Here is a 22,119-nt window from a genome sequence, read left to right on the forward strand (position 1 = left end):
ATATATATTTGTATCACTAAACCTATTTTTGATGAATGCTAATAATATTGATGAAAAAAAAATACTCTTTGGCTCAATAATTATAATAGTACTTAAGTCTTTATTTTTTTTAACAAACCATATACAAGAAGATGCTTTAATTTCTTGGAGAGTAGCTCGTAATATTATAGAGTATGGAATTTATGGTTATAACGGAGTGGAAAAAATTTCTGCATCAACAACTCATCTTTATGTATTTGTTGGCGTTATTTTTCAATCTATATTTAAAGGATTAAGTTTTATTTATCCATTATTAATATTTAATATGATTCTTTTTACAATAGGATTATATTGGCTAGCTAGAATATTTTTTAATTCAACGAATAAAATTATTTTATTCATATTTTTTACTAGTTTTTTACCGCCAGCAATTAAGATATCTATTTTAGGAATGGAGTTTGGAATGCTCTTCTTTTTTTATATTGCATTAATTAAATATGGATTTTTACTCAGAAAAAAATGGGCTTTCTTAATTCTTCCAATTGTTATTCTATGGACTAGAATAGATACATGTATTTTTCTTGGTATATTATTTCTTTATGATGTTATACAACAGAGGAAGTGGAATATGACATTTATGTTAGGAGGTATTTTAGCTTTATCAACAACTATATTATTTAACTGGTTTTATTTTGGAGAAATTGTAAATAATACAATAACTTCTAAAAAAAATAATTACCCAAGTGTTGATTTACACGAAAGATTAAAACAGTTTGAGTTATTTAGTCCTAACTACATGGGAATTATAAAGTTTCCAATATCGATATATAATTTTTCTACACTTTTATTTTTTTCTATTTCATTATTATGTTTAATCTATTTATCAAAAAAATGGGAAAATAGAAAAAAAAGTGTTTTGATTTTTCTATTCTTATTTGGAACTTTAAAATCCTTAATATTTGCATTTGCAAATTCTTGGTTTGATTGGTATTATTGGATTCCTCAAATAACTCTTTTTATTCCTATAATCTTATTTGTTTTAGATTCAGAAAAATATAAAACATTATCTATAGTTTATTTTCTTATAATTTTTATACCATTTACATTATATCAAGCTGTACATTCTATTGCAACAGGTCATGGAGAATGGAATCATGCAAGAAAAATAGGATTATACTTAGATTCAATAGAACCCAATAAAGAAAAATATATCTTTTTAGAACCTGCAGGTTATATACCTTATTTTTCAAAATTAAAAGTAATTGATTATGTAGGTTTGGTTGATAAAAGACTAACTGAAGAAAATATTGTTAAAAACGGAATAGGAATAGGTTTTTCAAATTTGATTAATAAAGCTAAGCCAGATTATATTTTAGAGGATAATAAACCAATGTTTAAAGGACAATTGGTGGATAAAAAGATATATGATGATTATGATTTAATAAAAGAATTTAAAATAGAGGATGTCACTAAGTCAGATAATATTATTTTAGATAAAATCTATAAGTTTAAACCATCAGGAAGAAATTTTTATTTGTATAAACGTAAAGATTCTGTAAAGTAATGAATTCTAAGAAAAAAATATTAATTAGAATTGGATCACTTCGACATGGAGGTGCAGAAAAAGTTCTTGTAACATTTCTTAAAAACCTTTCGCCACATAAGTATGAAATTGATTTACTTTTAAATCTATATTCAGGTAAATATTTAAAAGAAGTCCCATCTTGGATTAATATTTATTATTTGAATAAAGGTGAAATGATTACTACAAATCGTTTGCAAGATATTCCTCAAAAAGCATTTCGTGTTACTTATCAAGCTATATTAAAAAGGTTTCCAAAATTATTATATAAATATATTTTACCGAATACAAAGTACGATATAGAGTTCGCTGCAATTCATGGAATAGCAGGTGAGATCTTAGATTCACCAATAAAATCATCAAAAAAAATTATTTGGATACACAATGATTTATCTAATATACCTGAATATACTGAAGAGAAATTAAAATCATTTTTTAGATTTGATAAAATTTTGGTTATTTCTGAAAAAATAAATCAATTATTTTTGAACATTGCTAATTCTGATGAACAAAAAAATAAAATTGTTAGAATATATAATCCTATTGATGTAGAAGAAATTAAAAAACTTTCTTTAGAGCCTTGTACGATTAAGAAATTAGATAATGAACCAACTTTTATTTCAATCGGTACAGTTTTTCCGCAAAAAGGATTTGATAGATTATTGAAAGCTCATAAAAGATTATTAGATAATGGATATAAACATCAAATTTGGATTGTTGGAGATGGTTATGATTTTCCATCTATTCAAAAATTAGTTGATGATTTAAGAATTAATGAATCAGCTAAACTAATAGGTTTCAAAGAAAATCCTTATCCTTTTTTTGTAAAGGCAGATTATTATATTCTTTCTTCTCGATATGAAGGATATCCAACAGTTTTGTTTGAAGCAATGGTTTTAACAAAACCAATTATAGCTACTGATGTTTCAGGAGTCCGAGAAATGTTAAATAATGGAGAGTTAGGATACATAATCAATAATGATGAAGATTCAATATATGATGGAATGAAGTATTTTATGGATAACCCTGAATTAGTAGTAAAATATAAAGATATAATAAAATCAAAATCCTTACCTTTCCAATTAGATAATGCTGTTAAATCTATAGAGCAATATTTTAACGATTAAACCTATGAAAACAATAATTCAGAAAGATTTCTATAGAAATTTTGGATATTGGACAAATTTTCCTTTTATAAAAGGTTTTTTAAGTCCAGGATTCCGATTTATTTATTGTTTAAGAAATGCTCAAAAATACAATAGTAAACATCCTTTAGGATTGTTTTATAGATTATTATTGAGAAGATATTCCATAAAGTATGGTTATCAAATTTCTGCTAAAACAAAAATAGGAGAAGGTTTTAATTTAGGACATTGGGGCACGATTGTTGTTAATCCAAACGCTGTGATTGGGAAAAATTGTAATATTGCTCATGGTGTAACAATTGGACAGACAAATCGAGGTAAATCAAAAGGTTATCCAATAATAAAAGATAATGTTTGGATAGGAACAAACGCTGTTATAGTAGGATCAATTATAGTAGGAAATAATGTTTTAATTGCACCTAACAGCTATGTTACAGAAAATATTCCTGATAATTCGGTTGTAATGGGAAACCCTATTACAATTATTTCTAATGATAGAGCTACAGAAGGATATATAAATAATAGAATCGATTAATTTTTTGAAAACAATTTTATTCATATTACCAGATTTAAATCAAGGCGGAGCTGAAAGAGTAATTACAACTTTGTGTAACGAATTGAATAGAGAATTGTTTAAACCCAAGTTAGTTTTATTCAAAAAAGAAGGATTTTATTTAAATAATCTGAAAGATGATGTAGAAATTTATGAATTGAATGTATCAAGAATACGTTATTCAATTTTTAAAATAATTCCATTAATAATAAAATTAAAACCAGATATTGTTTTTACAGGTTGGGGAGAAATATCTTCATTTTTATCTCCTTTAATTCCATTCTTTTCAAAAACAAAGTTTATAACTCGAGAAACAAATGTTGTATCAAAACACGTAATTCGTAAAGAAATTCTATTCTTTTATAAATTTTATAATAATTTTCATCAAATTATTGCCCAAAGTGATGATATGAAAAACGATCTTATTCAAAATTTCAATATTACTGAAAATAAAATTATTAAAATTAATAATCCTATTGATTTTGATATGATTAATAAGATGAAAATAGAAAAACTAAATTTTGAATATGACAAGAGCTATAAAAAAATTGTTGCAATTGGTAATCTATCTCCAAGAAAAGGATTTGATTTACTATTAAATGTAATGAATGAATTAAAAAATGAATCAATTCTTTTAACTATTTTGGGAGATGGAGCTCTTAAAGATGAATTAGAAAATCAAAAAAAACAGTTAGGTTTAAATAATGTTATTTTTAAAGGTAAAGTAGATAATCCATTTTCATATTTATTCAATTCAGATTTATTTATTCTTTCATCTCGTTATGAAGGTTTTCCAAATGTATTATTAGAAGCTGGAGCTTGTGGTGTATATAGTTTAGCGAATAACTGTCCTGGAGGAATTAATGAGATCATAGAAATAGGAATTAATGGAGAAATTTTTCCTATTGAAAATTATAAAGGTTTTTCAAATAAGATTAAAGATATTCTTTATCAGAAACATGATAAACAAAAAATAGAACAGAGTATTTACTCTCGTTTTAGTAAAGAAATAATAATAAAAGAATACGAAGAGATTCTTCAAAATATATAATGAATAATTATCCTAAAATATCAGTTATTATCCCTGTATATAATACAGAAAAATATCTTTCGAAGTGTTTAGAATCAGTTATAAATCAGACATTAAAAGATATTGAAATAATTGTTATTAATGATGGTTCTACAGATTCATCACAAAATATCATTGATTTATACACCTCAAAAGATGATCGAATTATATCTATCATAAAAAAAAATGGTGGGTTAAGTGATGCTCGTAATATGGGAATCGATAATTCAAATGGGAATTATTTAGCCTTTATTGATTCTGATGATTATATTGATGAATATATGTTGGAGAATATGTATAATCTTAGTCAAAAGCATCAATCAGAAATTGTATTATGTGATTTGGTAAAAGTAAATGAAAAAGGAGAAGAATTCAGGGATTTACCACAATCACCACAATTGGCAGATAAAATTATATTAAAAGACGATTTTACAATTTTTGGAGAAATGAGTTGTTTTGCTTGTAATAAGATATTTAAAAAATCGTTATTTAATAAACATAGATTTAAAAAAGGTATACACTTTGAAGATATTGAATTGATTCCTAAATTAGTTTTAGATTCAACAGTAATATCAAAAATAAATCAACCTTTTTATAAATACTTTGAACGCCAAGATTCGATTACAAAATCTCATACTAAAAGAGGATTAGATATGTTTTTAGCAGTAAATGAGGTTTCAAATTATTTTAAAAATAGTGTATACAATAATAGTAAAACTGATTTAAAGAGATTTCAAATTTTTCAAGGTTATTATTCATATTTAGCTTATGTAGCTTATGTAAAAGATAAATCACTGAAAAAAAATATGCTATTTGCTTTGTCTGAATTCTTATTTAGTAATTCAATTAATAAAAAAGAAATTATTAATTATAAACGTTTTAATAATAATTATCTGATGTCATTACCTAATAAGAAAAAAATATTTTATTTATTAGCTCAAATAGACATTAATATATTAAACATAATTTAGCCAATGAGTTTTATTTATTATTTTTTATTTGGTTCACTTATTCTTTGTTCTTATTTAGAATTTTTTAGTAATAGAAAGCTTGGTAAACCTTTATATTTTTCATTAGTAATTTTAATGAGTTTAACAGCAGGTCTGTCTTATGCAATGAGTCCTGATTGGATTGCTTATTATGAGACGTTTTATTATATGAAAAATATTGATTGGAGTGAAATTCCACGTTGGAGTTATTTAAGTGGAATGGAAGCAGGGTATTTAAGATTAAATAAACTCGTATCAACCTTAGGATTTGGTTATGGGATGTTAACTTTATTAGTTGCTTCTGTATCGTTATATTTAAAATCATCTACTTTTTACAAATATGGTGGTTATGTTTTTTTAGTACTTTTTATTTATGCTATGCCAAACTTTATGTTTGAAGAGCATGTTCATGTAAGACAAGGATTAGCTAATGCAATTGCAATATTTTCTGTTAGATACATTATTGATAGAAAATTATTGAAGTTTTTACTCTGTATTACTATTGGTTATCAATTTCATGAGTCAATCGTTGTTTTTTTAGTAGCTTATTGGATTGCACCTATAAAGTTTAATGAAAAAATTATGGGATGGTTAGTTGTACTTTCTATTGTTGGTTTCTATACTGGTCTTACATCAATTATTGAAGTTATTATGCAGTTCATGCCTATTGGACAAGATAAATTTGAAAGTTATCAAAATCAATTAGGTGCAGATGGAGGTGTTGCTGTTGGAGATTTTGTTAAAATAATATCCGTACTATCAATCATTATTTATAATAAATATGCTGAGCAAGATAAGATTTATTGTTACTTTAGGAATTTATTTATTTTTGGGGTATTACTTTATTTCTTTTTAGGTAAAGGTATTTTTGGAATTCGTTTACCAGGATTTTATACTGTATTCCTTGGTTTTACAATTGGAAGGTTATTGTACAGTTTTTCTGGAAATCCTTTTAAAAAATCTTTTATATACTACAGTTTTATTTTTTACACAGTTGTTCTTTTATTTTGGTTTCAATTAAAACAAGCAAATAATTTAAAATTTAATGATTATACAACTTTTTTAAGTTCAGATTCAATTTATGGTATATGGAAGTAAATTTAGTTTCAATTATAACACCTTGTTATAATTCAGAAAAATATATTAAAGAGACATTTTTGTCAATCAAAGCTCAAACTTATACAAATTGGGAGTGGATAATAGTTGATGATTGTTCTGTAGATAAATCAGTTGAATTAATAAAATCTTTTGAAGACTCTAGAATAAAATTATTTATTCAATCAGATAATCAAGGAGCTGCACATGCTAGAAACTTAGCATTAAATAATGCAAAAGGTAGGTTTATTACATTTATTGATAGTGATGATTTATGGCTCCCTAATTTTTTAGAAACTACAGTTAATTATTTGATATCTAACGATGAAGATTTAGTTTATACAAGTTATAAAAGAGTTGATGAGGATTTAAATCATGCTCTAGATGATTTTATAGCAATAGATAAAATTGATAACAATAGAATTTTATATAATTGTCCAATACCAATGCTTACTTCTATTTATGATAGAAGTAAAATAGGCGTTATAGAATTTCCTGATGTAGATTTAAGAGAAGATCATGCAATGTGGATTTTATTATTGAGAAAAATAAAATATGCTAGGGCAATAAAAGATTCTTTAGGCGTTTATAGGATGAGGAGTAATTCTTTGTCTAGGAATAAATTAGATATTGCAATAAAACAATATAACGTATATAAAGACTTTCTAAAAATGAATATAATTAAATCTTTGTATTATACTTTTTTTTGGGGACTTAATGGATTAAAAAAATATGGAAAATTTTAAATTATTAGATTATTTATACTCATTAAGTATTTCTCCAATATTCATTAATATTTTAGGAGCATTTTTTACAGGTTTATTCATTACACTTATTTCAATTCCTAAAATAATAAGAATATCAATTAGAAAAGGATTAATGGATGTTCCAGGTGAGAGGAGTTCTCATAGTAATAAAGTTCCAACTTTAGGAGGAGTAGCACTATTTTTTGGAATAGTTGTGTCAACTTCAATTTTTTCAACTGAATTAGGAGTTAATTATTCATTTTTTCTATCAGCTATTACAATTCTTTTTTTTATAGGATTAATGGATGATTTATTGGTTGTTGCGCCTGATAAAAAATTATATGGACAGATTATTAGTACAGTATTGATAATTTTCGGTTCAGGTATAATGATTAATTCTTTTTCAGGACTATTTGGAATTTATAGAATTCCTTATTTTATAGGTGTTCTTTTAACATTATTTATTTTTATTGTTTTAATTAATGCTTATAATTTAATTGACGGAATAGATGGTTTAGCTACTGGTATTGGAATTGTTATTAGCTTATGTTTTGTATATATATTTTACAGAATATTTGATTATGCTATTGGTATCTTAGCAATTAGTACTATTGCTGTTCTGTTAGGGTTTGGGCGGTATAATTTATCAAAAGATTATAAAATTTTTATGGGAGACACAGGATCAATGGTTATAGGGTTTATTTTAACTTTTATGGCAGTTAGATTTTTATATATAAGTGAATCTTCTAATTTAGGTTTAAAAACAGGACCAGTATTATTACTTTTCATTTTTGTAATACCAGTTGTTGATACAATTTCTGTTTTTACAATTAGACTTCTTCAGAAGAAAAGTCCATTTACCCCAGATAAAAATCATTTACATCATCAATTTATAAAGCTAGGTTTTACACATATACAAACTTCAGTAATTTTAGTTGTTATTAACATATTTTTTATTATGGTTGGCTATTTATTAAGAAATATTGAAATTAATCAATTACTTTTGTATTTTATAATATTAACAATACTATTCATAGTACTTTTAAGATATATAGTGTATAAAAAAACTAACATAAACAAATCATTATAAATGTCTTACTTTAAATCAACTCTAACCAAATCATTAATTTTATTGATATTATTCAATCTATTTTCTTGTATATCTTTAAAAGATGTTCAGTTAATACAGCCAGATGATACTCTTAAATTAGATAAAAAAGGCTATATAGAATTTGATAAACCAGAATATCATATTCAAGTAAATGATCAAATATTAATAAATGTAGCAACAGCTTCAGGTGAATCAATGGGAATGTTAAGTAGTTTTATAACTGCAGCTAATAACACTACTTCTGGTAGGGGTGTTTATGTTCGCCAAGATGGTAATATTGAATTACCTCGAATAGGAAAAATAAAATTAGAAGGACTAACTCTTGAGGAAGCAAGAAAAGCTGTACAAACAGAATTCTATAAAATATATAACGAAGAAGGAACTTATATTGATGTTAATTTGGCAGGAATAGAATATACTATTGTTGGAGAAGCAAGTCAAGGGGTTTTCAGATCTCAAAAGAAAAAAGTTACATTATTGGATGCTTTTGCTCAATCAGGATCAAATAATATTTATGCGGATCTTAAAAACATTAGAATTATTAGATCAGAGTCTGATGGAACAAAACAGGTTTATGTAGACTTAACTAAAGAATCTATCATGAATTCTGAATATTATTGGGTTCAAAATAATGATATAATAGTTGTTAACCCACGTAAACAAAAAATATGGGGTATAGGACTAAATCCATTATCAGTTGTAACAACAATTATGGGTGCAATAGCAACAATTTTAGGAGTTTATTTATTTTTTGATCGATTATAATGAGTACAGAAGTAAAAGAAAAAAATACAAAAAAGAATAAATCTGAATTTTTAGATATAGAAAGACTTATTCCAAGACTTATAAATTCATGGCCGTTATATATAGTTTCTATTTTAATAGCACTAGCTATTGCTTTTTATTTTAATAATTGGAAATTAAATAAAATATACTCAGCTAATACTACTTTTAAAATTAAGGATAACAATTCCTCAAACAATAATCTTGCTTCAAATTCAATTAATTTTATTTGGGGAGGGAATGCAAATAAGATAGATGGATTATCTTATACTCTAACTTCTCGTATGCACAATGAAAAAGTTGTAAAAAAATCAGAATCTTATATTTTTTATTATGAAGAAGGTCGTTTTAAAAAGTCTGATATTTATAAATTAGATGCTCCTTTTCATGTGCATATAGATACATTATATCAACAAATTGCGAATGTAGAGATAAAGGTAAAACCAAAAGATAATAGATCATTTTATTTTGAAGTAGAAAATAATAATGGTTCACTTTATAATTTTTCAAAGGATAGTATAGTAAAGTCAGATGTAATTAATTTACCTAAAGTAGGTTATTATAATCAATGGATTATTGGTAAAAATTATAAGTTGAAACTGACTCGATCTAATTTACCTTTTACAAATAATACGTTTTCATTTAAATTAGTTCCTATCCAAGTAGCTACATCAAGAGCAACTAGAAATTTTAATGTATCCAATCCATCAAAAATATCTAGTATTATAGCTGTCTCTAAAAATGCTGAAAGTTTAAATGAAGCTGTAGATATTTTAAATAATTCTATTAAGGTTTTAATTGAAAATGAATTAGCAGAGAGAAATTTGTCAGCATTTCAGACTAGAAAATATTTACAAGGTAGAATAGCAACAGTTAAACTAAAATTAGATAGTGCTACTGATCAATTACAAGAATTACAAAAAAGAACAGGTGTTTATAATTTTGATACGAAAAAAAGTGAAATATTATCAAATTTATCAGAATTAGATAAGCAACGTATTCAAATTCAAGAAAAGATAAGTGCTTTGTATCGTTTGATGCCTAAAAAATCTAGTAGTGTAGATAATTTAATAGCATTAAATATAGCTGGATTAGATGTTACATATTATATGTCTAATGTTGATAAATTAGATGGCTTAGAAAATCAAAAAATTCAGATGCTAAAAGTTTATAAAGCTAATGCTGATGAAATAAAGGATATTGAACAGAAAATAGAAAAAACAAGAAGTGATATTTCTAATATAGTCAATGCTCATCTTGAAAAATTAAATACTGATTTATCTGCAGTTAATTCTAAATTATCTGAAACTGAATTTAAAGCTAAAGATTTACCATATGAAGAAATAGAATTTGTTGAGGCTAATAGAGGATTTGATTTAAATAGTAATTTATATTCAACATTAATCAATCAATTAAATACAACCGATTTATCTTTAGCTTCTATAGTTTCAGATATTACTATAATTGACCCTGCTAAAAACCAAAATCAGGGATCAATTTATCCAAATACTAGAAATAATTATTTAGTTGCTTTAGGTATAGGATTTATAATTCCTTTTGTTTTAATTATAATAAAAGAATTATTAGACTTTAAAGTTAAAGTTGTAAAAGATATAACATCGCGAACTAATATTCCTGTATTAGGTTTAGTAGGTCCTTTAGGAGATAATTCTCCATTGGTTGTTATAAATAATCCTAAATCAGGATTATCCGAATCATTTAGATCAATTCGATCTAATTTAAAATTTTTATATAAGTCACCAGCTCTTAATGAAAATAACAAGACAATATTAGTTACTTCTTTTATTGGTGGAGAAGGAAAAACTTTCAATGCAATGAATATTGCGAGTACAATTGGTTCTATGGATAAGAAAACAGTACTTATTGGTCTTGATTTAAGAAAACCTAAAATATTTGATGATTTTAATATTAATAACAAAATAGGTGTTACAGATTTTGTTGCAGGAGATATAGAGTTAAATAAGATAGTACAACGTACAATTCTTCCTAATTTAGATATAATTACAGCAGGACCAATTCCTCCTAATCCATCTGAGTTGATTTTGAGTGAAAGAATGGAGCAATTATTTTCTGAATTAAAAAACATATATGATTATATTATTATAGATTCACCACCAATAGGACTTGTAACTGATTCTTATGATTTGATGAAATTTGCAGATTGTACTTTATATGTTACTCGTTACAATTATTCAGAAAAGAATTTTATAAATACCATTTCTAATAAATACGACGAGGGAGAAATATCTAATGTTGGTATTATATTTAATGATTTTCAAATTAAATCTGGCTATGGTTACGGTTATGGTTACGGCTATGGTTACGGCTATGGTTACGGCTATGGTTACGGTTATGGTTATTTTTCAGAGGATGAAGCTTTTGATAATTCTACTTTAGGAAAGATTAAAAGATTATTTCAAAGAATTAAGGAAAAATTATTTTAATATTTAAATGTTAATTAAGATCATATTTGATTATATATTAGCTTTAATCCTACTATTTTTTTTAGTAGGATTAATTGTTTTATTAACTATTATAACATCTTTTGATACTAAAAGTTTTGGAATTTTCACTCAAAATAGAGTAGGTAAGAATGCAAAAGTCTTTAAAATTTATAAATTAAAAACGATGATAGATGGTTCATCTTCATCAATCACTACAAATAAGCATTCAATTACAAGATTTGGTAGAGTTCTTCGGAAATATAAATTAGATGAATTACCTCAACTATTTAATATCTTAAAAGGTGATATGAGCTTTGTTGGTCCAAGACCAGATGTAAGTGGATATGCAGATAATTTAAAAGGTGACGATTGCATTATTTTAAGCATAAAACCAGGTATTACAGGTCCAGCACAAATAAAATATAGAAACGAACAACAAATTCTTTCGGAAGTAGAAAATCCAAAAAAATATAATGATGAAGTATTGTGGCCTGATAAAGTAAAAATCAATAAAGATTATGTTATAAATTGGTCCTTTAAAAAAGATTTAGAATATATATACAGAACATTAATTAAAAAGGAGAATTAATGATTTAATTCTCCTTTTTAATTAATGTTATACTTGTATAATTCCTAGATTAAATTGTTTTTCTATAGGGGCATTATTTGCAGCTTCAATTCCATTAGAAATCCATTTTCTTGTATCTAAAGGATTAATAATTCCATCAGTCCATAATCTTGCAGCAGCATAATATGGGCTTGTTTGATTATCATATTTTGATTTAATTTCCTCAAGAAGTTCATGTTTTTTTACTTCATCAATTTCCACTCCTTGTTTCTTTAATTTAGCTTCTTCAATTTGTAAAAGAACTTTTGCCGCTTGTTCTCCTCCCATAACAGCTAATTGAGCAGATGGCCAAGCAACTATTAATCGAGGATCATAAGCTTTTCCACACATGGCATAATTTCCTGCTCCGTATGAATTTCCTATTATAATCGTAAATTTAGGAACAACAGAGTTCGAAACAGCATTTACCATTTTTGCTCCATCTTTTATAATTCCTCCATGTTCAGATTTTGAGCCAACCATAAAACCTGTAACATCTTGTAAGAATACTAAAGGAATCTTTTTTTGATTACAATTTGCAATAAAACGAGTTGCTTTATCTGCTGAGTCAGAATATATAACTCCACCAAATTGCATTCCTTCTTTTTTAGATTTTATAATTTTTCGTTGATTGGCTACAATTCCAACAGCCCAACCATCAATTCTAGCATATGTACAAATGATAGATTTACCATAATCAGCTTTGTATTCATCAAATTCAGAATTATCAACAATTCTTTTTATGATTTCATACATATCATATTGTTCATTTCTTAATTCGGGCAGAATTCCAAAAATTTCTTTTTCATCTAGAGCAGGTTTTTGAGTTTCAATTCGATTGAATCCAGCTTTTTTAAAATCACCAATTTTTCCAACAATAGATTTTATTCTATCTAAAGCATCTTTATCATTTTTTGCTTTGTAATCAGTAACACCTGAAATTTCACAGTGAGTAGTTGCACCACCCAAGGTTTCATTATCAATATTCTCTCCAATTGCCGCTTTAACTAAATAACTTCCAGCTAAAAATATAGAACCTGTTTTATCTACAATCATTGCTTCATCGCTCATTATAGGTAGATATGCTCCACCTGCAACACAACTTCCCATTATTGCAGAAATTTGAGTAATTCCCATTGAAGACATGATTGCATTATTTCTAAAAATACGGCCAAAATGTTCTTTATCAGGGAATATTTCATCTTGCATTGGTAAATAAACACCTGCGCTATCAACTAAATATATAATAGGGAGTTTATTTTCTATAGATATTTCTTGAGCACGAAGATTTTTTTTACCAGTAATAGGAAACCATGCTCCAGCTTTTACAGTTGCATCATTTGCTACAACAATACATTGCTTGCCAGATATAAAACCTATTTTTACAATTACACCTCCAGATGGACATCCACCTTGATCTTCATACATTCCATCTCCAGCAAAAGCACCAATTTCGATACATTCTTTATCAGTATCTAAAAGATAATCAATACGCTCACGAGCACTTAGTTTTCCTTTTTCATGTAAAGCGTCAATTCTTTTTTGGCCACCTCCTAAATATACTTTTTTTAGTTTTATTTCTAATTTAGAAAGTAAAAGTTTATTGTGATCTTCTCTTTTATTAAAAGCTAAATCCATCTAGGTTTACTATTTATTTATAGGCCTAAACTAATAATTTTTATCCGTAATCTAAAATGAAATTTTAATATCCGAATAGGAACACAGAAATGTTTTACAATGTTTAATAAGTTTTGGATAAAATATAAGAAAATCATTTTCTAGATCATTAAAATTTATTTTAAATTCTGGAATAATATTATCCAAATTATTGTCAAATTTTGATTGTTTTCCTATTCCTTTTAAAGTTTTTTGAACTCCGTCAATCGTTTTATAATTATTATACCAATCATACTTTATTAAGTATGATATTTTAGTTTGTAATTTTTCAGGTAAATTATTATACCTATTCTGAAAGAGCTGATAGCAATTTTCTTTAAAAATATCGAAAGGAATTTTAGAAAATAAATGCCAATTTTTGATTAAAAAGTAATCATAAATAACATCAATAATTATTGGAGAAAATTTATGTTGAGATGAATGAAAATAACTAGCGCTTTTTTTTACAATTTCATGAGAATCAGTGAACGAATCAATTTCACGATGTAATAAAATTCCAATTTTTATTTTATCAGGAAACATTAAATATTTATTTCCTTTTATATAATCTCCAAGTAGGTTTCCTATTTGTAAATCTTTATCATTAAAAGATAATAATTGATGAGCTACTAAATTCATATATTTAAATTGGTAAATAAAGGTAGTATTTTTTGCGCTAATATTTTGTTATATAATAGTGAAATAACTGTAAAAAAAAAGACCATTTATAATGGTCTTTGGTTAAGATTAATTATTTTTTCTTGAAGTATAGGATAAGAATCAAGCATATCATCTTTTATTGATCGATCCAATAATAGTGCATTTGTCAAAGCTTCATCTCCTAATTGATCTTGATTAGTTTCGTAATAAGCATTACTTAATTGATAAAATAGTTCTGCTCTGTTAAAGTTTTTTAATGCGCCACTAATTATAATAGCAATAGCCTGTTCGTATTCACCGATAGCTGTTAATGTTTCTATATAAGCATACCATGAATTGAATACTAATGGATCTAACTCTATTAATTTTTCTAATTTATTTACAGCCTCTTCAAACTTCATTTGCTTTAAAAGATAATAAATAGAATTTTTATAGTAATTAACATTTTTATCATCTAATTCGATTGCTCTATTTATATAGTATTCAGCTTCTTCAAAATTTGTAAGTTTATCATATAAAGAAGCTATATTTGCCCATGCTTTATCAAGTTGAGGATCTTCTTTTATACAAATATGATAAGCTTTTAATGCTTTTTGAGGTTTATCTAATTTTTCATATAATTCTCCAATTTTTAAATATGTTGTAGCTGGAGATGTATCATATTCTAAAGTTTCTTCTAATGTTGTTATTGCATTACTAAATTCTCCTAATGCATCTAAAGAATTTGCTTTATGTGTATGAGCAGAAATACTATTAGGATTAATGGCAATTACATAATCAAAAGAATTTATAGCTTCATTATATTCTTTTTGATGATTATACAGTAAACCTAATTGTAACCAAGCAGCTTCTGAATATGGATTATCTTCTATATGATCTTTTAAAAATTCTATACAATCTCTTTCATCATTTATTTCTTCATAACATTGTACAATAGAGTAAAAAGAATAATCATTTTCAGGGTTAAATTTTAAAGCTTTTTTAAATGCAATTAATGCAGAATGAACTTCATCCATATTTAGATATTCATTACCTATACAGTTACAAATAAAATCAGTTTCTTCATCATCTATTTTAAGAGCTTCTTCATAAAGTCTGATAGCTTTTTTAGGTATATTCTTCATTCCCCAAAAGCGAGCTTCTACTAATAGGTAATCTATTTCTTTTGAAGCAATTTCTTTTAATTCTTGTATAATTAAAGATGCTTCTTTTAATTTGTTATTAAATAAAAGATAATCAATTCTTTTAATCTTAATGTCTAAATTGTCTGGATGTAATTTTTCTGCATATTCTAGTGCACGTTTAGCATATTCACTATCGTTTACTTCTATATAAAATTCAATAATTTCAACCAAATCTTCAGAATCGTAATATCTATATTCACGATTATCAAGCATTTGCTCAAAATTTTCTATTAATTCATTATTAAAAAAATCTTCGTCCATATATATTACTAAATTACAAAATAAAATAAGCAAAGACTATATCAAAATTGTTATAGTTTTTGCTTATTTGTTAAATACATGAATTAGTATTGTTTATAAAACACTTTTTATACTTTCAATCATTTTATCAGCTAATTCATTTGCTTTTTCTTCAGATGTACTTTCAGTATAAATACGAATTATAGGCTCTGTATTAGATTTACGTAAATGTACCCACTCCGATTCAAAATCTATTTTCACGCCATCAACAGTATTTATTTGTTTATTTTTATATAGTTCTTGTATTTTCACTAATAAATTATCTACATCAATATCTGGAGTTAATTCAATTTTCTTTTTTGCCATAAAGTAAGCCGGATAAGAAGCTCTTAATTCAGAAACTAAGTATTTTTTTTCCGCTAAATAAGTTAAAAATAAAGCAATACCAACTAAAGAATCTCTACCATAATGTAATTCAGGATAGATAATACCACCATTTCCTTCGCCACCAATTTTTGCATCTAATCTTTTCATTTCTGTAACAACATTAACTTCTCCAACAGCTGATGGGGAATAAGTTTGTCCATATTTTTCTGTTACATCACGTAAAGCACGAGATGAAGATAAGTTTGATACAGTAGCAGAAGGAGTTTTAGATAAAATATAGTCTGCAATAGCAACTAAAGTATATTCTTCACCAAACATTTCACCTTTTTCGTCAATTAATGCTAAACGGTCTACATCAGGATCTACAACGATTCCAAAGTCAGCTTGTTCATCAATAACTTTTTTACAAATATCTCCTAAATGTTCTTTTAAAGGTTCAGGATTATGAGGAAAATGACCGTTAGGTTCACAGTATATTCCGTAATGTATAACACCAAGGCGTTGTAATAATTTTGGAATAGCAATACCACCTGTTGAATTTACAGCATCTATAGCAACTTTAAAATTCATATTTTGTATTGCATTAGCGTTAACTAATGGTAATGCTAATATTTTTTCAATATGTAAATCTATTGCGTCATCAAATGTTTCATAAGTTCCTAAATTATCAACTTCTGCAAAAGTGTAATCATCTTTATCTACATATTCAAGAATTTGAGCTCCGTCTTCTGCAGAAACAAATTCTCCTTTTGCATTTAATAATTTAAGGGCGTTCCATTCTTTTGGATTATGAGAAGCTGTTAATATAATACCTCCATCAGCTTTTAGATGAGTTACCATAACTTCTACAGTTGGAGTCGTAGATAATCCTAAATCTATTACGTTTATTCCAAGTCCTTGTAATGTAGAGCATACAAGTTGAGAAATCATTTGTCCAGAAATGCGAGCATCTCTACCAATGATTACTTTATATTCTGATTGATTTGTTTGTGTTTTAAGCCATGTACCATAGGCAGCTGCAAATTTTACAGCATCTATTGGTGTTAAATTATCTCCTGGATTTCCACCGATTGTTCCTCGGAAACCTGAAATAGATTTTATTAGAGACATATTTTTAATTTTTATAGTCTTACAAATCTACGAAATACAAAAATTATTCTTAACTTTTTATGGTGAATTAATAGTAAAGATTTAATAATTAATAAAAAAATAATTTTATGATTGGTGTAGCGTTTATAATATTAGGGATTACTAGCTCTTGGAATGTTATGGTTTATATAATCATAGGTTTACTTTGTACAGGTATAGCTAGAGCATTATTTATTGAAGAATATTTTGGTGGTCTTGTAACTACTGCTATAGTAGGTATTGTTGGAGCTTTTACTGGAGCTTATGTTCCAGTTTTGTTAGGAATACATGATTATTTATTTATGAGTCCTTTACATTGTATTTTATCATTTTTTGTATCATTATCATTATTATACTTATGGAATAAAATTGTGATATCTTCTGTTGATAAACAAAAATTGCAATAGCGATAGCAATGTAAATCCTTTGCTAGCAATTTTATGAGGCTAAGTTGCTAGCAAAGATTGAAGAGGATAGCATGTACTATAGTGATTGGCAAATTTTTTTATAGAGGTAAGATTTCTTTTTCGTATTTATTATTAATCATTATTGCTGATGCTTCGTAAAATGCAATAAATCCACAAATAATTCCAACCCATCCAGCAAATGAAATTATTCTATTATTTCCTGTGAAATTTCCTGCTGCCAATAAGAAAAATAATAATGTAAGTGAACCAAAAAGTAATTTTCCTGTAAGATTACCTCTCAGTGTCTGTATGAAATTTACAAATGTGAATAAACCCCAAATTGATAAATAGGATCCCATTGCATTTTCATCAGGCTTATCTACACCAAAAAGAGGAGCTATCCATGTAAAAACTAAGGTTAACCAAAATGCTCCGTACGACATAAATGCAATACTCGCAAAATTATTACCTTTTTTCCATTCTAATGCTCCAGCAATAAATTGTGCTCCACCACCAAAAAATACTCCCATACCCATAATCATACTGTTTACAGGGAAAAATCCTGCATTATGAATATTTAGAAGTATAGTAGTCATAGCAAAACCATATAATCCTAATGGCCCAGGATTAGCTGTTAAATCTTTAATTTCGTATTGTTTTTCCATTTTTGTGATTGTTTGTATAACAATTATAATTGATAAAAATGAAATCAACAAATAAAAGTGTATTTTATACACTAAAAAATATTTTATAGCAAATTAAAAGAGATAAAAAAAAGGTCGTTAATTTAATTAACGACCTTTTTATATTTATAAATAAGAGTTTATTTTTTCTTACCTTTTTGTTGCTCTTGCATTTCTTGTGCTTGTTTCATCATGTCTTGCATGCGAGAAGCAAATTTACCTTGTTTTTTGGGTTTTGCTTTATTGGCTTTAATTATTTCATGAATTTTAGCTTCATTAATCATATATTTTTTGATGTATAGAACAATAAATATATTAATTGTATTAGAAACTAAGTAATACCATGATAAACCTGACGCATAGTTATTAAGGAATACGAAGAAGAAAAGAGGCATTATGTACATCATGTATTTCATGAATTGCATATTTGGCATTCCTTCTTGTTGTGGCATTTGGAAATTATCCATAGAACCTGAAACTTTAAAGTATATCATCATTGCAACAATATATAAAAGAGCAAATATACTTAAGTGACCATTTAAAAATGGTACCCATTCAGGTAATTTAATTAAATCATCAAAAGCAGTTAAATCATCAACAAACCAAAATGGAACTCCTCTTAAATCAATTAAATTAGGGAAGAAACGGAATAATGCATAGAAAATAGGTATTTGTAATAATGCTGGTAAACATCCTGCTAATGGATTAATCCCTGCATTACGATAAATAGCCATAGTTTCTTGTTGCTTTTTCATCGCATCTTTAGAATCCTTATATTTTTCATTAATTTCATTTAATTCAGGACGAATTACTTTCATTAATGCAGATTGACGGTTTTGTTTATACATTATAGGAGATAAGATTAACTTAACAACAATTGTCATTAAGAAAATAACCCAGCCATAAGTTATACCTACAGAAGCTAACCACTTGAATACGTTTAGGAAAAAGTATTTGTTTAACCAACCAAATAATCCCCATCCAAAGTCAATTAAGTTCTGAAAACCTTTATCATTATAGTTTTTCAACATTTTGTAATCCAATGGAATAAAATCCCATGTGAATTTTGTATTAATCTCACTATTTTTAAGGTCTATTTTCGAATTTAAATGATAGTATTTACTGTGTACTAAATCTTGTTTATCTGAATTTACAGACCCTCCATTAGTATCTTTAAATCCTTCTTCGTTAGAAAGTACTGTAGCAAAAAACTGTTGTTTGTTAGCTACCCAAGAAATTGCATCTTCTTCTTTCCATTCGTCAGCACCAAATAATTCGTATTCGATATCTTTATTTCCTTTAAATTGGAAATAAGTATGTGACCAGTATTTTTCTTGATCTTTTCCTTTCTCAGTACTGAAACCATTCATATTCCAAGCTAAATCTACTTTGTTATCAGATGTAATATTTGATAAACCTTGTGTTTTAACTTCAAAATCAATTCCATAAGAATCTCCAATAGTGTATATATATTGTATCTGACTATTTAATGCGTTAGCAGTAAATGTAACAATAGTATTGTTAGCATTTTTTTGTACTTGAGGTACAAAAATTAAGTCAGAAACATTTATTACAGCTCCTTGTTTAGATTTAAATGATAAATTAAATGTATTAGAACCTTCTTGTATTAAATGTAAAGGGTCTTTGTGTCCATCTTTTTTAACATTGTAAGCATCGTAACCGATAATTTGAACATCAGAAATCTGAGCTCCTTTAGGTGAAAATTTCACCTTAATTTTATCATTACTAACTTCTACATCTTTTGCTTGAGTAGTATCTACCTCTTCAAAAAGTTTTTGTGAAGCTGTTTTGTTTAATTGTTCTTGCTTTTTAGCTTGCTCTTGCTTTTGTACTAATTCTTTCTTTTGCTTTTCGACTTGTTCTTCGGAAGGCTTATTAAGATAATAGAATACGCCAAAAAGAATTGCAATTAAAATAAAGCCAATTGTCTGGTTAAAATCAAATTTTTTCTCTTGTTGCATGCACTAAATCATTTTGTTTATTCAATAAAGCTGCCTCGATAAAACTTATAAATAAAGGATGTGGCGAAGCAACTGTACTCTTATATTCCGGATGGAATTGCACACCTACATAATATGGGTGTGTTTTATGTTCTAAAATTTCTACTAATTCTGTTTCTGGGTTTTTACCAACAGGTAAAAATCCATTGTCTACAAATTCTGTATAATAATCATTATTAAATTCATATCTATGTCTATGACGTTCTAAAATTTCTGTAGAATTGTAAATTTTATTGATTTTTGTATTTTCAGTCAATGTACATTTCCAATTTCCTAAACGCATAGTTCCTCCTTTATCTGTAATATCTTTTTGGTCTTCCATTAAGCTAATTACAGGATGTGGAGTTGTTACATCTATTTCTGCAGAATCTGCTTTTTCATATCCTAAAACATTTCTTGCAAACTCTATTGCCATTATTTGCATTCCTAAACAAATTCCTAGTGTAGGTATATTGTTTCTTCTTGCGAAATTAGCAGCAATTATTTTTCCTAATATTCCTCTATCTCCAAAACCAGGAGCGATTAAAATTCCTGAAACTCCTTTCAATTGTTCAGCAACATTATCTTCTGTTATATCTCCAGAATATACCCAACGTACTTTTACATTCGTTTCGCAAGTTGCAGAAGCATGAGTAAAAGCTTCTGTTATAGACTTGTATGAATCATGTAACGATACATATTTTCCTACTAAAGCAATTTCAATTTCATTTTTTGGATTCTTATGATTTTCTAAGAATTTTTTCCAAACAGCGAAATTTGGTTCCTGATCAGTTGGCAAATCTAAGCCTTTTAAAACAACTTCATCAAAATTTTGTTCATGTAATAAAAATGGAACTTCGTAAATAGTACTAGCATCCATACATTCTATTACATTTTCTTTTCTAACATTACAGAATAATGCTAATTTATTTTTTACATCTTTTGGTAGATGATGTTCTGTACGTGTAACTAAAACGTTTGCTTGAATACCGCTTTCCATTAATGTACGAACAGAATGCTGTGTAGGTTTTGTTTTCAACTCACCTGATGCAGCTAAGTAAGGTACTAATGTTAAATGGATGACTAAAGAATTATGTTCTCCTAATTCCCATGTTAATTGGCGAATAGTTTCTATATATGGTAAAGATTCTATATCACCTACTGTACCACCAATTTCTGTAATAATAATATCATAATCACCAGTATTACCTAGTAACTTTATACGACGTTTAATTTCATTTGTGATATGAGGAACAACCTGAACAGTTTTCCCTAAATAGTCTCCACGACGTTCTTTTTCAATAACAGACTGATAAATTCTTCCTGTAGTAACCGAATTGGCACGAGAAGTTGGTCTATTTAAAAAACGCTCGTAGTGCCCTAAATCTAAATCAGTCTCAGCACCATCTTCCGTTACGTAACATTCACCATGCTCGTAGGGATTAAGTGTTCCTGGGTCGACATTGATATATGGGTCTAACTTTTGTATAGTTACTCTATATCCTCTTGCTTCTAGTAGCATTCCTAAAGAAGATGCTACAATTCCTTTTCCTAACGACGATGTTACTCCTCCGGTAACGAAAATGTACTTTGGTGCTTTGTTTGTTTCCATTGAATCTTTAAATCAATGGTTGCAAATTTACGAATAAA

19 protein-coding genes are annotated in these 22,119 nt (G+C 26.8%); 12 read left to right on the forward strand and 7 right to left on the reverse strand.

Features of this window, described 5'->3' with window-relative positions:
* Window positions 1-31 precede the first annotated feature (31 nt).
* Genes RT575_RS11840 through RT575_RS11890 form a run of 11 tightly spaced genes read left to right on the forward strand, consistent with a single transcriptional unit; the run spans window position 32 to window position 12,106 of the window.
* Window positions 32-1,543, forward strand: coding sequence for a hypothetical protein (locus RT575_RS11840; protein ID WP_313581093.1), 1,512 nt, complete (start codon window positions 32-34; stop codon window positions 1,541-1,543).
* Window positions 1,543-2,688, forward strand: coding sequence for a glycosyltransferase (locus RT575_RS11845; RefSeq protein WP_313581095.1), 1,146 nt, complete (start codon window positions 1,543-1,545; stop codon window positions 2,686-2,688). The genes RT575_RS11840 and RT575_RS11845 overlap by 1 nt, the downstream gene beginning before the upstream one ends.
* 4 nt (window positions 2,689-2,692) lie before the next feature.
* Window positions 2,693-3,241: a serine acetyltransferase gene (locus RT575_RS11850; protein WP_313581097.1), complete on the forward strand. Its 549-nt coding sequence runs from the start codon at window positions 2,693-2,695 to the stop codon at window positions 3,239-3,241.
* A 4-nt stretch (window positions 3,242-3,245) separates the two neighbouring features.
* A complete protein-coding gene (locus RT575_RS11855; RefSeq protein ID WP_313581099.1) occupies window positions 3,246-4,310 on the forward strand; it encodes a glycosyltransferase in 1,065 nt (354 codons plus the stop codon).
* Window positions 4,310-5,299 (forward strand): glycosyltransferase, encoded by a 990-nt coding sequence (locus RT575_RS11860; protein WP_313581101.1) that lies wholly within the window; start codon window positions 4,310-4,312, stop codon window positions 5,297-5,299. Before RT575_RS11855 ends, RT575_RS11860 begins: the two co-directional genes overlap by 1 nt.
* 3 nt (window positions 5,300-5,302) lie before the next feature.
* A complete protein-coding gene (locus tag RT575_RS11865; protein WP_313581103.1) occupies window positions 5,303-6,415 on the forward strand; it encodes an EpsG family protein in 1,113 nt (370 codons plus the stop codon).
* Entirely contained in the window at window positions 6,406-7,158 is a 753-nt protein-coding gene (locus RT575_RS11870) for a glycosyltransferase family 2 protein (RefSeq protein WP_313581105.1), read from the forward strand. Before RT575_RS11865 ends, RT575_RS11870 begins: the two co-directional genes overlap by 10 nt.
* Complete coding sequence (locus tag RT575_RS11875; protein WP_313581107.1) at window positions 7,145-8,248, forward strand: MraY family glycosyltransferase; 1,104 nt, start codon at window positions 7,145-7,147, stop codon at window positions 8,246-8,248. The genes RT575_RS11870 and RT575_RS11875 overlap by 14 nt, the downstream gene beginning before the upstream one ends.
* Window positions 8,249-9,034 (forward strand): polysaccharide biosynthesis/export family protein, encoded by a 786-nt coding sequence (locus RT575_RS11880; protein WP_313386130.1) that lies wholly within the window; start codon window positions 8,249-8,251, stop codon window positions 9,032-9,034.
* Entirely contained in the window at window positions 9,034-11,517 is a 2,484-nt protein-coding gene (locus tag RT575_RS11885) for a polysaccharide biosynthesis tyrosine autokinase (RefSeq protein ID WP_313581109.1), read from the forward strand. Before RT575_RS11880 ends, RT575_RS11885 begins: the two co-directional genes overlap by 1 nt.
* A 7-nt stretch (window positions 11,518-11,524) precedes the next feature.
* A complete protein-coding gene (locus RT575_RS11890; RefSeq protein WP_313581111.1) occupies window positions 11,525-12,106 on the forward strand; it encodes a sugar transferase in 582 nt (193 codons plus the stop codon).
* 27 nt (window positions 12,107-12,133) lie between these two features.
* Here the strand turns inward: RT575_RS11890 and RT575_RS11895 are convergent, their stop codons facing one another.
* The 4 genes from RT575_RS11895 to glmM all read right to left on the reverse strand — a co-directional run bounded on the left by RT575_RS11895 (window position 12,134) and on the right by glmM (window position 17,361).
* Complete coding sequence (locus RT575_RS11895; RefSeq protein ID WP_313581113.1) at window positions 12,134-13,762, reverse strand: carboxyl transferase domain-containing protein; 1,629 nt, start codon at window positions 13,760-13,762, stop codon at window positions 12,134-12,136.
* Between the two features lie 51 nt (window positions 13,763-13,813).
* Window positions 13,814-14,419 carry an ACP phosphodiesterase gene (locus RT575_RS11900; protein WP_313581115.1) on the reverse strand — a complete coding sequence of 202 codons (606 nt, stop codon included), beginning with the start codon at window positions 14,417-14,419 and terminating at the stop codon, window positions 13,814-13,816.
* Between the two features lie 86 nt (window positions 14,420-14,505).
* Complete coding sequence (locus RT575_RS11905; RefSeq protein WP_313581117.1) at window positions 14,506-15,885, reverse strand: tetratricopeptide repeat protein; 1,380 nt, start codon at window positions 15,883-15,885, stop codon at window positions 14,506-14,508.
* Window positions 15,886-15,978: 93 nt separating this feature from the next.
* Complete coding sequence (gene glmM, locus RT575_RS11910) at window positions 15,979-17,361, reverse strand: phosphoglucosamine mutase (protein WP_313581119.1); 1,383 nt, start codon at window positions 17,359-17,361, stop codon at window positions 15,979-15,981.
* A gap of 107 nt (window positions 17,362-17,468) precedes the next feature.
* Between glmM and RT575_RS11915 the strand changes: the two genes are divergently transcribed.
* A complete protein-coding gene (locus RT575_RS11915) occupies window positions 17,469-17,786 on the forward strand; it encodes a GlsB/YeaQ/YmgE family stress response membrane protein (protein WP_313581121.1) in 318 nt (105 codons plus the stop codon).
* A 98-nt stretch (window positions 17,787-17,884) separates the two neighbouring features.
* Here RT575_RS11915 and RT575_RS11920 read toward each other — a convergent pair whose 3' ends face one another.
* From RT575_RS11920 to RT575_RS11930, 3 genes are all read right to left on the reverse strand, one after another.
* Window positions 17,885-18,451 (reverse strand): acetate uptake transporter, encoded by a 567-nt coding sequence (locus tag RT575_RS11920; RefSeq protein ID WP_313581123.1) that lies wholly within the window; start codon window positions 18,449-18,451, stop codon window positions 17,885-17,887.
* 158 nt (window positions 18,452-18,609) lie between these two features.
* A complete protein-coding gene (yidC, locus tag RT575_RS11925) occupies window positions 18,610-20,451 on the reverse strand; it encodes a membrane protein insertase YidC (protein ID WP_313581124.1) in 1,842 nt (613 codons plus the stop codon).
* Window positions 20,429-22,081 (reverse strand): CTP synthase, encoded by a 1,653-nt coding sequence (locus RT575_RS11930; protein WP_313581126.1) that lies wholly within the window; start codon window positions 22,079-22,081, stop codon window positions 20,429-20,431. The genes yidC and RT575_RS11930 overlap by 23 nt, the downstream gene beginning before the upstream one ends.
* Window positions 22,082-22,119: the final 38 nt, after the last annotated feature.

This window comes from Chishuiella sp., from assembly GCF_032109125.1.
GTDB lineage: Bacteria > Bacteroidota > Bacteroidia > Flavobacteriales > Weeksellaceae > Empedobacter.